The 15,200-nt window shown below is 70.9% G+C and carries 8 protein-coding genes; 2 read left to right on the plus strand and 6 right to left on the minus strand.

What is annotated here, in order from left to right; all coding sequences use genetic code 11:
- Nucleotides 1-7 precede the first annotated feature (7 nt).
- The 3 genes from WME83_RS18515 to WME83_RS18525 all read right to left on the minus strand — a co-directional run bounded on the left by WME83_RS18515 (nt 8) and on the right by WME83_RS18525 (nt 6,666).
- Nucleotides 8-3,406 (minus strand): alpha/beta fold hydrolase, encoded by a 3,399-nt coding sequence (locus WME83_RS18515; protein WP_437320603.1) that lies wholly within the window; start codon nt 3,404-3,406, stop codon nt 8-10.
- A 91-nt stretch (nt 3,407-3,497) separates the two neighbouring features.
- Entirely contained in the window at nt 3,498-5,564 is a 2,067-nt protein-coding gene (locus WME83_RS18520; RefSeq protein WP_437322011.1) for an alkaline phosphatase family protein, read from the minus strand.
- A gap of 469 nt (nt 5,565-6,033) precedes the next feature.
- Nucleotides 6,034-6,666 carry a PadR family transcriptional regulator gene (locus WME83_RS18525; RefSeq protein WP_437320604.1) on the minus strand — a complete coding sequence of 211 codons (633 nt, stop codon included), beginning with the start codon at nt 6,664-6,666 and terminating at the stop codon, nt 6,034-6,036.
- Between the two features lie 590 nt (nt 6,667-7,256).
- On the opposite strand from WME83_RS18525, the gene WME83_RS18530 reads away from it, so the two are divergent.
- A complete protein-coding gene (locus tag WME83_RS18530) occupies nt 7,257-9,410 on the plus strand; it encodes a peptidase M19 (protein ID WP_437320605.1) in 2,154 nt (717 codons plus the stop codon).
- A gap of 257 nt (nt 9,411-9,667) precedes the next feature.
- A complete protein-coding gene (locus WME83_RS18535) occupies nt 9,668-12,457 on the plus strand; it encodes a hypothetical protein (protein ID WP_437320606.1) in 2,790 nt (929 codons plus the stop codon).
- Nucleotides 12,458-12,543: 86 nt separating this feature from the next.
- On the opposite strand, the gene WME83_RS18540 is transcribed toward WME83_RS18535, so the two are convergent.
- From WME83_RS18540 to WME83_RS18550, 3 genes are all read right to left on the minus strand, one after another.
- Nucleotides 12,544-13,014 carry a hypothetical protein gene (locus WME83_RS18540; protein ID WP_437320607.1) on the minus strand — a complete coding sequence of 157 codons (471 nt, stop codon included), beginning with the start codon at nt 13,012-13,014 and terminating at the stop codon, nt 12,544-12,546.
- Between the two features lie 184 nt (nt 13,015-13,198).
- Nucleotides 13,199-13,627 (minus strand): VOC family protein, encoded by a 429-nt coding sequence (locus WME83_RS18545; protein ID WP_437320608.1) that lies wholly within the window; start codon nt 13,625-13,627, stop codon nt 13,199-13,201.
- 185 nt (nt 13,628-13,812) lie between these two features.
- Nucleotides 13,813-15,198, minus strand: coding sequence for an aldehyde dehydrogenase family protein (locus WME83_RS18550; RefSeq protein ID WP_437320609.1), 1,386 nt, complete (start codon nt 15,196-15,198; stop codon nt 13,813-13,815).
- Nucleotides 15,199-15,200: the final 2 nt, after the last annotated feature.

Genomic DNA, 15,200 nt, shown 5'->3' on the forward strand with positions numbered 1-15,200 from the left:
GCGGGGCTCAGGTGCGGTCGAGGTGCTCGACCATGAACGGGTACACGTCGGTCGACGCGCTCTTCCCGAAGATGCAGTCGATGTGGCCGTACCCGGGGATGACGTTGCGCGAATACAGGCCCGCGCCGTTCCTCGCCGACAGCACCTCGACGGTCTTCGCGGTGCTCGCCGGCACGAAACACTGGTTCTCCGCGCCGTGGATGAAGCGGATCGGGATCGCCATCCGATCGAGGTGCGGCAGGTACACGTCCTTCCCCTCGGCGTCGACCACATGACCCTTGCGGGTCATCAGCGCGAGGCCCTCGAAGGCGCGCATCGTCGCCTCTCCGAAGAGCTCGTAGAGCCGCTCGTGCGTGGCGTAATTGAGCTGCGCGTGCTCGTAGAGCAGCGAGTACATGAACGAGATCCGATGACACACCGCGCTGTTGCAGTGCTCGCCGTCCCCGACGGGATACAGCGCGAGCGCGCGATCGTAGAGGCGTGAGAAGAACCCCTCGTGCGACGAGGCGTTCGTCGTGAGCGACTCGACGCCGAGCGCGTCGAGCACGCTGGGCGCGTGCAGCCCCGCCTTCAGGTGCACCATGGTCGGCGTGACCACGTGCGTGGAGATCTGCGAGATCACCGACGAGCGGACGCCCTTCAGCCCGGCGAGCATCGCCATCGTGAACGTCGTCGCGCCGTAGCAGTGGGCGACGACCTGCACGCCCGCCGCGCCCGTCGCCTCACGCACCTTCGCCACCGCGGCGGGGTAGTCGTAAAGCGCGATCTGATCGGCCGTGTACTGCGTCTTCGACGCGGGGAGCAGCACGCTCGACCGGAAGTCGAGGAGCCAGACGTCGTAGCCGTGCGCCACGAGGTGCTCGAGCAGGTTCGTCTCGATGGTGTCGGTCGAGAAGATGCGGCTGGAGACGCCGAGCCCGTGCGCGAGCATCACCGGGCCCTTCGAGCCGCCCTGGTACCGCGTCAGGAGGAGGTCGACTCCATCGCCGCTCTTGAACGGGTAGAGGCGCGGGCCGGGCACCCGCAGCGGCCTGCGCTTCTGGGGCGGGGAGTTCGAGTCGGCGAACTCCAGGGGCGCCGCCACGCCGCCGTAATAATCGTAGACCACGCCCGCGAAGTAGCGCCCGAACTTCACCGTCGTCGCGAGGCGCTCCTCGGCGTTCTTCGCGTTCGTGACGTCGAGCGTCCCGAGCTGGCGGATGAAATCCTCGGGCTCGATCACCAGGATGCCCTTGCCGATCGCCGGGCCCGTCTCGTCCTCGCCCTCGTGGATCGTGATGTAGAGCGTGGTGGTGTCGTGCCACGCGTCCCAGAACGGGCGGTCTTTGATCACCTTGAACCCGTAGAAATAGAACGATCGCCCCTCCTCCGACCGCATCCGCATCTTGTACTTCATGAGCCGCGTGTCGGCCGCGTCCGGATCTTGCACGAAGAGGTTGAACGTCCCGTGCGTCACCGTCAGCGGCCGCCCCGAGAGCGCGGGCGCGTCCACCGTGCCGAGCGTGCGCGCCTCGTGCTCGGGGCTCGCGAGCATGGCGTCGACGTCCTCCGACACGATCGTGAGGATGAACTTGAAGCTCGAATCCTCTTTCTTCCCCAGGTCGGCGGCCGTCTGGAAATCGCTGTCGACCGCCTTCGAGAAGTAGCCCTTCATCGTCTCGGTGAAGCGGATGCCCGGCTTGCGCGTCTGGGGCTCGGGCGGGATCGGACCCTTGTCCGAGTAATCGATGTGGAGCCCGCGGTCGCGGGCGAGGTGGATGGCGCAGCGCTCCGCCAGCGCCGAGATCGTGAGCAGCGGGTTGACGCCGAGCGAGACGGGGACGATCGACCCGTCGCACACGTAGAGCCCCTCGTGGACCGCGGTGCCCGCGCTCGACGCGAAGACCGTGCCCTTGTGGTTCACGACGCCCGACTCGGCCGAGTCGGCCATCATGCAGCCGCCGAGCGGGTGCACGGTGATCAACTTGTCACCGACCTTCGGGGACCAGATCGGGTCCTTGACCGAGATCCCCTCGAGCGGCGCCGTCGTCTCGAAGAGGCGCGCGTTCATCTTCTCGAAGATCGGCTCGGTGCCCACCTGCGGCCAGTCGATCCGCAGCTGATCGCCCTCCAGCTTCATCGTGCCGCAGTTCGCCTCGTGCCCCATCACGAGGTAGGTTTGCGTGTGCATCGTGGCGCCGTGATACGCGCCGAGGAGGAGCGACTCGGCCTCGCGCACCCCCTGGGCGATCGCGTTCTGCGGCGCCGTGTTCGAGCCGCCGGTGCAGGAGGCCACCTTGAACATGAGCGGCAAGAGCGGCGCCAGCGCGCCGGGGATCGCGCCCTCCTCGATGATGATGTCGTCCTTGATGTCGGCCTGGTTGCGCATGTCGATCACGCCCGTGATGCACGGCCCCACCGGCGACGTCGCGGAGACCGTCCGGTGCCCGAAGCCGAGCCCGTCCAGCTGAGGCGTGCAGTTGTAGCCGAACCCGAGCATGTCCCCGTTGCCGCTGAACCCCTGGCCGAGCTGGTCGGACAACGGCAATCCGAGCTCCTTCGAGCGGAGCAGGATCTCGGTCGAGCCCAGCGTCCCGGCCGACAGGACGACGATCTTCGCGGTGACCACCAGCGTCGGTGCGTCGAACGCCTCGCGGCCGGTGTCGAGCACCTGGTAATGAACGTTCCATTTCCCGTCGCTCCGCCGCTCGACGTGGCGCACGCTCACCTGGACGAAGATGTGGGCGCCGTGGCGCTTGGCGTCGGGGAGGTAGTTCATCAACACGGTGTTCTTCGAGCCGTAATTGCAGCCGGAACAGCAGTCGCCGCAGTTGTTGCACGCCTTCTGCGCGACGCCTGCGGCGTTGATGCCGTCCTTGAAGGTCACGTTGATGTTGGTGCGCCGGAACGGCTGCCCCATCACCTCGGCCGAGCGCTGCAGCGCCGTCAGCTTGGGCAGCGGCGGGTAGCTCTCGGGGTAGGGGTTCGGCGAGAGCATCCGCTCGGCGAGCCTGTATCCGGTGTTGAGGTGCTCCATCTTCTCGCTCCGGAGCTCGGCCGGCCAGCGCGGGTCGTCGAAGACGCGCGGCTCGGCGCGGATCGAGACGTTCGCGTTGATGAGGGAGGTGCCGCCGAGGCCGCAGCCGACGAGCACGCCGATGTCCTTGTTGACATGCAGATCGAACAGCCCCGTGCGCGAGCCCTCGTGGCCCACCTCCGGCAGGTTCATCTGCATGTCGGCGACGGCCTCGAGGGCGGTGTTCGGGTACTCGCCCGGCTGCCGCTCCCGCCCGCGCTCGAGCACGCAGACCTTCATGCCACCGCGCGCGAGCCGCGACGCCATGATCGCGCCGCCGTAGCCCGAACCCACGACGACGACGTCGTACTCACCGTCGATCTCTTCGATGTCGGACGAAAGACGATTCATGCTCTGCTCCATGGATATTTCGGGTTCCTTGACGATTCGCTGCCGCGCTGCGCGTCCATCCGCGTCCATCACCGGTGCGACTCGCCGGTCGTCACCGGCCCGGCGTCGCGGGCGGGGAGGTGATCGGCTCGACGATCCAATGATAAGCGCTCCTCTGGGTCTTCACGCCGTTGCCGTCCGGGGCCAGGTACGCCCCGGATCGCTTGTTCCTGAAGGCCACCGCGTCCCCGAACCGGACGGGTCGGCCCTTCTCCGCGGCCTCGAGGATCCAGGTCTGCTTCTCGTACCTGTCCTCGTCCACGGCCGGATCGTAATCGTTGAAATAGTAACAGTCCCCGGTGAGGCTCCACGCGCCCAGCGTGTTGTAGGCGCCGATCTCCACCTCGGTCGAGACGAGGGCGACCTCGTCGCCGTCGCGCACCTTCCCCGAGCTGGCCTCCCTCGCGCTCTTCTCCAGGAAGAGCTGGACGCCCTCGCCGCCGAGGGTCGGAAAGTACTCCGCGACCTTCGGGTCCGAGAGCGAGAGCAAGCCCAGGATCGTCGACTTTCGGGCGGCGGTCGAGACGCGCTCGCCGGCGTGGCCCCGCAGGGTGAACCGATCCAGGTACTTGAACGGCTGCCCCGGCTCGCGCTTCACCTGGAGGAACCGGACGTCGCGCTCGTCGCGGCGGGGCTCCTCCAGCGTGAGGACCTCCTCGAACGTGGGCGCGCCCATCGCGCGCTCCTGGAACGCGGGCAAGCGGCGCTCTTCCCCGTACCACTTGAGGAGCGTGGCGATGAGCGAGGTGTGATCGTACGGCTGCTCGCGGGTCGAGCGGAACACGGTGCCTCGCCGGATGCGCGGCGACACCAGGATCGCGGGCACCCGGACGCCATAACGATCGAAGTTGAAGCCGTGCTGGGTCGTGGGCGCGGAGCCGCCGCTCCCCCAGGGGGGCACCGCGGCGGGCGGCGGCACGTGGTCGAAGGTGCCCACGCCCTCGTCGAACGTCACGATGAGCAGCGTCTTCTCCCAGGCCGCCCGGTTCGCGATGAGGCTCATGTAGACGCTCTGCAGGAACGTCTCCCCCGCGCTCAGGTTCCCGGGCGGGTGGTAGTCGTTCCCCATCGCGGTGGCGAGGCTCTGCTCCCACGTCAGATCCGTGGATTCCTGCGAGACGGTCCAGAACGGCTCGATCAGGCTGAACCGCGGGAGCGTCCCGGCGCGCGCCTGCTCGTGGAACCGCTCCATGCGCGCGAAGCGGCGCTCCACGCCCGGGATGGCGCGCAGGCCGGGGAACAGCCGGTACGTGTAGCAGGACGGGAGCTCGCCGGACGAGAGCTCGATCAGGTACTTCTGGTGATCGGCGTCGAGGTCCTCCGCAAACTGGACGATGTGCTCGATGAGCGGCTGGAGGCGGGTCTTCCCGCCGGTGAGGGCGATCGAGATCTTCTCGGGGAGGGTGCTCGTCTGCCAGAAGATCGTCCAGTCGTCGTGGCCGGCCTCATGGAGCGCGTTCCAGAGGGTGGTCGTCGCGAACTGGTCGTCGCCGAGGCGATACCCGACCTTCTCCTCGACCAGCTTGGCCCTCGGGTCCTTCTCGAGCCAGCCGTTGTCCGTCAGCCCGAGGGACGTACCGCAGAAGGCGAACGCCCGGTTGGGGTTCGTCTGAGAGGGGACCGACGAGAACCACATATCGCAGACGGCGTAGTGCTCTGCGAGCCCGTTGATCACCGGGAGCTGGTCGGGGGTGTAGCTCTCCATGACCTCTCCGGCGAGGTCCCGGAGCGCGTCCGGATCGCCGCCGGCGACGCCCGATTTCTTGAGGGCCGCCATGTAATCCTTGACGAATCCCTTCATGGTGGGGGCGTCGCCGGGCCTGACATCGTCGCTTCCGAAGAGCTGGACGTTCACGCTCGCGAACTCCTCATTCGGCGCGACGCAGGGCACGTTCATGGCCGATGCCCCCTTCACGGGCGCGCAGCTGAGCCCCTCCGCGACATTGGTGAACGCCGCCAGATCGAGGCCCGCCAGGCCCTCGAACCGGCGCTCTCCCGGCGCGGGCTCCGGGATGTTCAGCGCCGGGCCCGCGCTCGGGTCTGCGTACAGCCAGCCGAGGACGCTGTCGAACGAGCGATTTTCGAGGATGACGAGCACGACGTGCTCGATGGATTTCATGCTCACGTTCCGCCTCCGCACGATGCTCGCGCCGGATCCGTCGCGTCGATGGACCACCGCGCAGTCCCCCGCGGCGCGCCGCCGCGCGAGCTCCCCAGCGCACTCTCCTCAGACGCCACTCGCCCGACGAGCGGTCCGCAGATCAGCTCTGCGTCGACCCCCTGCGCCCCCCGTGCCCACCGAGCGCAACAAGCAGATTATGCCAACCGCATCTCGATCACAAGATCGTTTAGCGGGCGAGCGAACATTGCGCGGCCTACACGACAGGCTCCGCGTGTCCGATGTGAACGGACGTGGCCTCAGGCGCGTTCGGAGGTGTGATGTGAAGGATTGAGTGCGTGTGTGGTCTGCGGATGACCGATGTCACGACATCGGATCAGCGCCCGTGTCGCGAGGTCACCCCGCGGGGGCGCGCGATGCGGGCTGCGGCCCTCGGCGCGGCCTCGGCGCGCCGGCGCCGCCGCGCGGATCACGGGCGCCGGCCGGGGCGCTTCTCCGGGTCTTCGCCGAGCAGCTCCTCGATCTCGGCCGCCGCCTTGTCGAGCACCTTCACCGTGCGAGCGAGCACGGCGGGCGTGATGCGCCCGCGGCGCATGGCGTGGCGCAGCATCCTCATGAGCGTGCCGATGCGCTTCATGACGTCGCCGAAATCCTCGGCGAAGCGCTCCCACGAGGTCTCGGCGAAGCGCTCGTAGAACTCGTCGACGTACTCGCGGTTCGCCTGGAGGTCCTCGCGCCCGGCGTCGGTGATCTCGTAGATCTTGCGGCCGTCGGCCTCGATGACGCGCGCGTGGCCGAGCTCCTCGAGCATCTGCAGCGTCGGATAGATGACGCCTGGGCTCGGTCGGTAGGTGTCGCCGCTGCGCTGCTCGATCGCCTGGATGACCTCGTAGCCGTGGCGGGCCCGCTCGGCGAGCACGTCGAGGACGAGGTAGCGCACGCCGCCGCGATCGGCGCGGAGCGGCGGCCCTCCGAACCAGTCGCCCCACCAGCCGGGCGGCCCGCCGCCGAAGCCGCCCCGGCCCCGCCCGAACGGACCCCTCGGCCCGCGCGGGCCTGCGTGATGGTGGTGGCCATGATGATGTTCACATCCCCAGAACATAGACGCGATCCCTCTCTTGCTCGGCGGCGGACCGCCACGGCGGCGAGCACTCAGCTGCCGCGCGCGCGTGGGCGGACCAACCCGGCCCCACGGTCCGGGCCGCCCTGCGGCGCCGGGCCGATAGTCTAAAAGATATATCTAGACGATAGCTCTCGACCTGCCGCTGTCAAGGGACCGGCGGCCGGCTGCGCTCCGCGTGGCGGCCGGCGGCGGGGCGAGGAGGCCGGCGACGGCGAGCAAGAGGCGACGGCGACGAGGCCGGCGACCGCGAGCAGGAGGCGACGGCGAGCAGGCGGCGACGGCGCGTCACCGCGGCGCGTCGAGGGAGCCGGCGCTTCACCGATGCCGCGCAGCTTCCGTCGTCAATTCATTCCATCGCTCCGGATCAAAACAGAGACGCGTCCACCTACATAGGTGCAATCGTACAGGCGATTGCGGCATGCTGTTCGACCGCGCGTTTGCAGCGTCGTCGCCGCTGCGCTGATATCATTGCCTATCGCGCGCAGCGGCGGCGCGGGGGCCGCTCGTGTGCAGATCCACCCTTGCTGGAGAACGCGATGGCGACGCGATCGAATGTAGGACGCTGCGGGTTGGCCTCTCTGACCCTCTTCCCGGCGCTTACCGGGTGCGCGGAGCCGGACTCGACGGTTGCGGCCGGCGCGGCGCGCGTCGCCGCCGTCCGCGGCGCGCTCGGCCTCGGCCTCGCGCCCAGCTCGCGCCACGACCTCGCCAACGGGTGCTATGCGCTCAGATCCGTGGCCAGGAATGCGTACGTCGCCCGGGGGCTCGGCGGCTACGCGGCGCGCGCGGCGAACCTCGGCGACGCCGACCCGTTCTTCATGAAGCCGACCGCGCTCGGCAAGTACCTCTTTCACGACAGGCACGCCTCGTTCCTCGCCGCCGGCAGCCTCCTCACCCTCGGCGGCCTCCTCGGCGCCGCGGCCGTCCCTGCGCCCAGCGATGCGGCGGAGTGGATCGTCGACACCGACGCCGACGGCCGCTTCAGGGTGGTGTCTGCCTCGTCGGCGAGGGCGCTCGCCGTCCATCCGCTGAGCGGCCAGCTCGTGTTGGTCCACCCGGCGAGCGCCGGCGATGCGGCCAAGTTCTCCTTCGAGGCGGCGAGCGGCTGCGCGGCGTTCCCGGAGGTCGCGACGAACAGCGTCGGCGCGCCGTTCACGGGCAGCGGCGCCGCGGGCCCGGTGCTCGGGTTCGCCGACGTGCACGCCCACGCGAGCGCCACGAGCTTCCTCGGGGGCGCGCATCACGGCCTGCCCTTTCACCGCTTCGGCGTCCTCGGCGCGCTCGGCGACTGCACGCTGTCGCACGGGCCCGGCGGCGTGAAAGACGTGGTCGGCAGCTTCCTGGCCCAGGACGGCTTGCCTGTTCACGACACCCGCGGCTGGCCCGAGTTCGTGGACTGGCCGGCGGCGAGGTCGCTCACGCACGAGGGCATGTATTACAAATGGATCGAGCGAGCGTGGCGCGCCGGCCTTCGGCTCATGGTCAACAACCTGGTCGAGAACGAGACGCTGTGCGCGCTGCAGCGCATCGCCTCGCTCCGGCCGCTCCAGAGCTGCAACGAGATGGACAGCGCGATGGCGCAGGCGCAGCTCATGCGCGATCTGGAGGCGTACATCGACGCGCAGGAGGGAGGCCCAGGCCGGGGGTGGCTCCGGGTGGTGGAGAGCCCCGCCGAGGCGCGGCAGGCGATCGGCGACGGCAAGCTGGCGGTGGTGCTGGGCATCGAGATCTCGCACCTCTTCAATTGCGACGTGCAGAACGGGCTCCCCGGGTGCGACGAGGCCGACATCGACGAGCAGCTCGATCGGCTCCACGCCGCCGGCGTCCGCCAGATGTTCCCGGTCCACGAGTTCGACAACGCGCTCGGCGGCAACGGCATCTTCGACGGGTTCGCGCTCAACCTCGGCAACAAGGTCGACACCGGCCAGTTCTGGCAGACCTACGATTGCCCGGAGCAGGACTATTTCTACGACGCCGGGGCGATCCTGCTGAGCGCGCTCCCGCCGGGCGCGGGCGACGACCCCTTGACCGGGCTCCTGATCGATCTGGCGGGGGGCACGCTCCCGCTCTATCCGCCGGACCGGAAGCAGTGCAACGCGCGCGGTCTGACCGCGCTCGGCCGCTACGCGATCCAGAAGATGATGGAGAAGCGGATGATTATCGAGGTCGATCATCTGGAGCTCTCCAACAAGGCGGAGGTGATCGCGCTGGCCGAGCAGCAGACGCCGGGATATCCGCTGGTCTCGACGCACGGCGGGCACGGGGGCCTCACCGTGGATCAGGCGCGCCGCATCCTGGCGCTGGGCGGGCTGATCTATCCCTACAAGGGCAATGGCAAGGAGTTCAAGGAGGCGCTCGACAAGCTCGCCGCGATCGGGAACGACGGTTATTTCTTCGGCATGGGCTATGGCGCCGACACGAACGGACTCGGCCCCCAGGCCGGCCCGCGGGGCGCGGGCGCGGTGCCGGTGAGCTACCCCTTCACGCTGTTCGAGGGGCCGGACTGGGGACCGCAGTTCGCGGGGATCGCGCCCGTGACCTTCGATCGCCAGGTGAGCGGCGAGCGCGTCTACGACACGGACGTCGACGGCATGGCGCATTACGGGCTGGTCGCGGACTGGGTGGAAGAGGTCCGCATCGAGGGCGGCGAAGCGGCGCTGACCGCGCTCTACAACTCCGCCGAGGCGTATCTACAGATGTGGGAGCGCACGCTCGACCGGTGATCCGCCGCGCTCGGTGAATCCGTGCGCGCTGGGATTCCTGAGCACGTCCGCGAAGGACCTCTCCCGCACCGCACGCAGAACGTCCACGGCGCTCGTCCTCCTCACCCCACCTGCGCCCCTCTCGACCCCTCGCGCGGGTGCGTCCCTGGGTGACGCGCCCGTGAGCACGCGCCTTGCCGTGCGGGGGCAAAGCGCCCCGGGCGCGCCCGTTGCGCCGCGCGGCGCCGGACGGCGCTGCCCGCGGTGCGGGGAACATCATGTCCAGCCTGAGCACGGAGAGCACACCCCGCGAGCGCCTCGATCGCGCGATCAGCGTCCTCGGCCGCGTCCGGATGTACTGGCGCGGGATGGCCGCGATGATCGCCGTCGGGATCTCCATCTCTCTCGCCCTGGCGCTCGCCACGAAGCGGGTGTGGCGGAGCGAGGCCACCATCCTCTACCGCGAGACCATCCAGACCGGCCGCGACCCGCAGAGCAGCGCCGCGCGGGCTGCGCGCCTCGGGCCCAAGCTCAAGGACACGCTGATCGCGCGCGGGACGCTCGCCGGCGTCATCGAGGCGTTCGGGCTGTACCCGGAGAAGACCGCACGCTCGATGGTCGAGGCGGTCGAGGAGATGAAGAGCCATGTCGGCTTCCGCGCGCAGAGCAGCGATACGTACGTCATCTCGTTCACCCACGACGACCCGCACGTCGCGCGGCAGGTCGCCGCCCGCCTCACGCAGATCCTGATCGACGACTACCGCCGCGACAGCCTCGGCACGGCGACGATGACCCGCGATTTTCTGCGGCGGGAGCTCGCCGAGGCGAGCGCCAAGGTCGACGAGGCGAGCCGCGCGCTGGCGACGTTCCTCGCCAAGAACCCGCAGTTCCAGTGGGGTCTCAACGACTCGCCGTACGCGCCGGCGCCCCAGCCGCTCGGCCCGCCCGGCGCCCCCGCGCCCGCGGCGGCCCGCGTCTCGCCGCCGCTCCGCCCCATGGACCCGCAGCTCGCCGCGCTCGAGCGCCAGCTCGCCCGGGTGGAGGCGCTGCTCGGGGCCGCGCGCTCGCCCGCGGCGGCGCCGGGGCAGCCGTTGCCCCCGAGCGTGATCGACGCGCAGCGGGCCCGCGACGCGGCCGCCGCGGCGCTCGCGTCGGCCGAGGCGGCGCTCGCCGAGAAGATGTCGACCGTGACCCCGATCCACCCGGACGCCATCGCCGCGAAGCGCCGCGTCGAGGCGGCCAGGGGCCAGCTCGCGGCCGCCGAGAGCGCGCTCGGGCTCGTGCGCGCCGGCCTCACCGAGGTCCCGCGCGGCGAGGCGGGCGAGCTCACGCCGTCGCGGCGCGCGGCGCTCTCGGCGGAGCGGAGCGCGCTGCTCCGGCAGATCGCGGGGCTGCGCGCGCGCGGCGGTAGCGGCAGGGCAGCGGCGGGGGGCGAGGCGCGGCGCGCGCCGGCGGGATCCGACGGGGACGCGGAGGAGCGGGTGATCGAGCTCGAGACCGAGTGGCACCGGCTCCGCCTCGACCTCGAGCGGGCGCGCGAGTACCTGAAGGCCGTGCAGGCCAACGAGCGCGCCGCGGACCTCTCCGCGGACGCCGCGGAGAACAAGAGCGAGACCGAGCTCGACGTCCTCGATCCGGCCTACCTGCCGAGCCGGCCGGATCGCGGTCGGGGCCGCGTGTTCTTCGCGGGCGCCGCGGTGACGTTCTTCTTCGCGCTGGGCGTCGCCGGGGCCCGGGTGCTGCTCAACGACACGCTGTACGACGGCGGCGACATCCACGCGCTCGGCGGCCCAGCCCTGCTGGCAGCGATGCCGGAGCTCCCGCCGCAGCCGCCGCTCCGCGAGCGCGCGATCGTGCCGGCGTACGGCGCGGCGCCCGCCGCCGCGCCCGAGGACGGCGAGCGGCCCGGCGAACCGGCGGGGTCGGCGTCGGGTCGACCCGGGTTCGGCGAGGCGGGTCAACCCGGGTTCGCCGAGGCGGGGCAACCCGGGTTCGGCGAGGCGGGGCAACCCGGGTTCGGCGAGGCGGGGCAACCCGGGTTCGGCGAGGCGGGGCAACCCGGGTTCGGCGAGGCGGGGCAACCCGGGTTCGGCGAGGCGGGGCAACCCGGGTTCGGCGAGGCGGGTCAACCCGGGTTCGGCGAGGGCGAGGAGGACACGCTCCCGGACGGCCTGGAGCTCGAGGGCGACGCCGGCCCGGGCTCGGCCTGGAGCGCGCCGGAGCCGACCTCCAGCGCGGCCGACGACGCCTGGAGCGCGGCCGAGCCGGCCTTCGGCGCGCCCGGCGGGCCGCTCGCCTGCGTGGGCCCGCGCCACGTCGCGTACGCCGGCGGCGCCGGGTTCCGCGAGCCCGAGGTGGAGATCCTCGGCGGCGACGTCGACCCCGAGGGGTACGGCGTGTTCGAGCTGCTCCGGGGCGCGCCCGCGTCGGCGCTCGCCGCCCTCCGGGTGCTCCGACACCGGCTCGATCAGCGGCGAGGGGGCGAGCCGCTCACGGTCGCGGTGGTGAGCCCCGGCCGGGCCGAGGGCAAGACCGCGGTCGCGGCGCGCCTCGCGATGACGCTCGCCGAGGCCGAGCGCGCGCGGGTCCTCCTCGTCGAGGGCCACCTCGCGTGCCCCCGCGTCGCGGCGACCCTCGGCCTCCGGCTGCCCCCGCACGCGAGCTTCTCGGACCAGCTCCGCCGGCGCATGGCCGGCGAGGCCCGCCCGCTCGGCGTGATCGCCGTCAGCCCCTCGCTCTCGGTGCTCGCGGAGCCGTCGCTCGAGGCGAGCTACCCCGCGGCGCTCCACTCCATCCACTTCGAGGCCGCCATGCGCGCGCTCCGGCGCTACTACGACTACGTGGTGCTCGACGGCCCGCCGGTCCTCGGCTCGGGCGACGCCAACGTCATCGAGGACGCCTGCGACGGCGTCCTCATGGTCGCCCGCGCCTCGGTGACGCGGGCGTCCTCGCTCACGCGGGCCCTCGAGCAGCTCGGCGAGCGCCGCATCCTCGGCGTGGTCCTCAACGACGTCGCGGCGAGGCCGGTCGCGAGGAAGCGAATCGAGGTGGAGGAGCCGGCGACGTGACCCTCAGCGCGACGGGCCGCGACGCGCTCGCCGGGGACGAAGCGGGACAGCACACCGCTCCGCAGCGGCGCGCTCGTCGCGACGCATCATATCGACGTGTTGCCGTACATCCACGCCGCGTCGAACCAGATGTCCCGGTTGCATCCCCCCGCGGCATAGTCGTTCTCCAGCGCGACCGCGAAGGAGTGCCAGCCCGCCTCGAGCCACACCGCATCGGACGTCTGGTGCGTCCAGCCGGCGCCGATCGGGCGCCGGCCGCGGGCCACGGCGTCGATGAAGAAGAGCGCGACCGGATAGCCGCTGCAGATCGAGCCGGCCAGGCGCGCGTGGAGGACGTACGAGCCCGCGGTCGAGACGTAAAAGTACTTGTAAGGTCCGCCGTTCCAGTTGAGCTGCAGGAACGCGTCGGCGTTGGCGCCCCAGCCGTATCCGACCGCGTACGGATACAAGTCATACTGGATGGTCTCGGCCTCGATGTACCAATCCGCACGCGCGACGCTCGGGGTCGAGGCAATCGCGAGCGCGCCGGCAACCGCCGCAATCTTCCAAGTGTTCAATGCTGCTCCAGTGGTTAAGAACGGTCCAGTTGGGAGGATGGATAAGACGACGGATCGTGCTTTGATGTCAAGCGCGCTCCGCGTCGCCTCGCTTCGTGAGGCCGCCGATCCGCCACGACATCGCAGCATGTCGCAGCGTCGCGATGCCGGCGTCGACCCGAGGGGCGCCGGGGGCTCGCGCTGCTCAGAACGTGATCTTGATGGCGTCCGCCGACCTGTTCGCCGGCCCGTGATGGACGACCTCGATGTTGTTCCCGTCGGGATCCAGCACGAAGGCCGCGTAATAGCCGGGATGGTACGGGCGCTCGCCGGGGGCGCCGTTGTCCTTGCCGCCCGCGGCGATCGCGGCGGCGTGGAAGCGCTCGACCGTCGCGCGGTCGCTCGCCTGGAACGCGAGGTGCGTCCGGCCGGTGAGCGCGCCCGCGGCGGCCCGTGAGCTCGCGCTCGAGACGAAGAGCTCGTCGGCCCAGAAGTAATCGTCGGCCTCGCCGCCGATGGGGACGCCGATCGCGTCGAAGACCGCCCGGTAGAACCGCTTGCTCGCCGCAACGTCCGCCACGACGAGCTGGATGTGATCGATGAGACGCCCGCGAACGATCTGCTGTGTTTCCATGCCTCTGCACTCCCATGAGCCGTGGCGCAGGGCAGGCCTGAACGGCACGGCCTCCCCTGCGCCTTCGTTGAACCTGGCGCACGGCGCGCGCGCCCCGCGGCGCGCCGGCGCCGCCCGCTCGGCGCTCAGCCGAGCTTGATGTTGCCCGCTCGGCCTCAGCCGAGCTTGATGTTGCCCGCTCGGCCTCAGCCGAGCTTGAAGTTGATCGACTTCGGCCGCGTCAGGTGCAGGAACCCGAGCGTCGAGAGCGTCGCGCCCTTGCCGCTGTTCTTCGCCGCCGTCCACGGGAGCGCCGGATCCAGCGTGTCGCACTGGTTCATGTAGACCGTGCCGACCTCGAGGTCGCGCGCGAGCCGCGCCGCGCGCTCGCGGTCCCGCGTCCAGACCGACGCGGTGAGCCCGAGATCGCTGTCGTTCATCAACGCCAGCGCCTCCTCGTCCGACGAGACCGGCACCACCGGCAGCACCGGCCCGAACGACTCGATGCGCATCACGTCGAGATCCGGCGCCGTGTCGACCAGCAGCGTCGGCTGGAAGAACCGCCCGCGGCCGTCGACCTGCGTCGCTCGGCCGCCGCAGAGCGCCCGCGCGCCCCGCGACAGCGCCTGCTTCACCTGCGCCTCCAGGAACGCCGGCGCGTGCGGCTGCGCCATCGGACCCAGGTTCGTCCGCTCGTCCGTCGGGTCGCCGAGGACGTACCCCTTCATCAGCTCCAGCGCCGCCTCCACGAACTTCGGATAGAGGTCGCGGTGGACGTACGCGCGCTCGACCGCACAGCAGCTCTGCCCGGCGTTGTAGCAGGCGCCGTCGACGATCCCGTCCACCGCCTTCTCCAGGTCGGCGTCGGCTGCGACATAGGCGCCGTCCTTCCCACCGAGCTCCAGCCCGGCGTCGACGGCCACCTTCTTCGACGTGGCCGCGTAGATCCGCCGTCCGCCTTCGACGGAACCTGTGAACGCCACGAAATTGACGCGCGGATCCGACGCGATGCGCTCGGAGGTCGGGTGGTCGCAGTGGAAGGCCTGGACCAGGCCGGGGGGCGCGCCGGCCTCGGCGAAGGCGGTCGCGAAGTGCTCCCCGCAGAGCGGCGAGCGCGGCGAGTGCTTGAGGAGCACGACATTGCCCGAGAGCACCGCGGGGATGACCACGTTCACGGCGGTGAGGAGCGGGTAGTTCCAGGCCGGGAGGTTGAACACCACACCGAGCGGCGCCCGCACGATCCGCCGCTCCACCCCCGGGAGCTCCGGGAGGACCACGTCGGCGAGCGCGGCCTCCGCGATCGAGATCATGTGCCGAGCTCGCTTGGCCATCCCCGCGATTTCGTTACGGGATTGGCGCAGCGGCTTGCCCATCATGCGCGTGATGTCGGCGGCGATCGACGGCGCGCCGGCCTCGAGGCGCTCGACCGCGCGCAGGCAGAGGGCGGCGCGCTCGGCGAGGGATGTGCGCGAGAAGCTCCGCGCGGCGGCGGCCGCGGCGTCGAGGAGGCGGTCGACCTCGGTCGGGTCGGCGAGGGGCCGGCGGACGGCTTCTTCGAGGGTATACGGGTTGTCGATCACCAGGTCGGGCATGG

The sequence above is a fragment of the Sorangium sp. So ce385 genome (assembly GCF_051474135.1).
Taxonomy (GTDB): domain Bacteria; phylum Myxococcota_A; class Polyangia; order Polyangiales; family Polyangiaceae; genus Sorangium; species Sorangium cellulosum_D.

What these genes read in the sequence shown, in the direction of transcription:
- WME83_RS18520 (WP_437322011.1), bottom strand. Translation starts at nt 5,564, where the DNA reads ATGAAATCCATCGAGCACGTCGTGCTCGTCATCCTCGAAAATCGCTCG.
- WME83_RS18515 (WP_437320603.1), bottom strand. Translation starts at nt 3,406, where the DNA reads ATGAATCGTCTTTCGTCCGACATCGAAGAGATCGACGGTGAGTACGAC.
- WME83_RS18550 (WP_437320609.1), bottom strand. Translation starts at nt 15,198, where the DNA reads ATGCCCGACCTGGTGATCGACAACCCGTATACCCTCGAAGAAGCCGTC.
- WME83_RS18545 (WP_437320608.1), bottom strand. Translation starts at nt 13,627, where the DNA reads ATGGAAACACAGCAGATCGTTCGCGGGCGTCTCATCGATCACATCCAG.
- WME83_RS18525 (WP_437320604.1), bottom strand. Translation starts at nt 6,666, where the DNA reads ATGTTCTGGGGATGTGAACATCATCATGGCCACCACCATCACGCAGGC.
- WME83_RS18535 (WP_437320606.1), top strand. Translation starts at nt 9,668, where the DNA reads ATGTCCAGCCTGAGCACGGAGAGCACACCCCGCGAGCGCCTCGATCGC.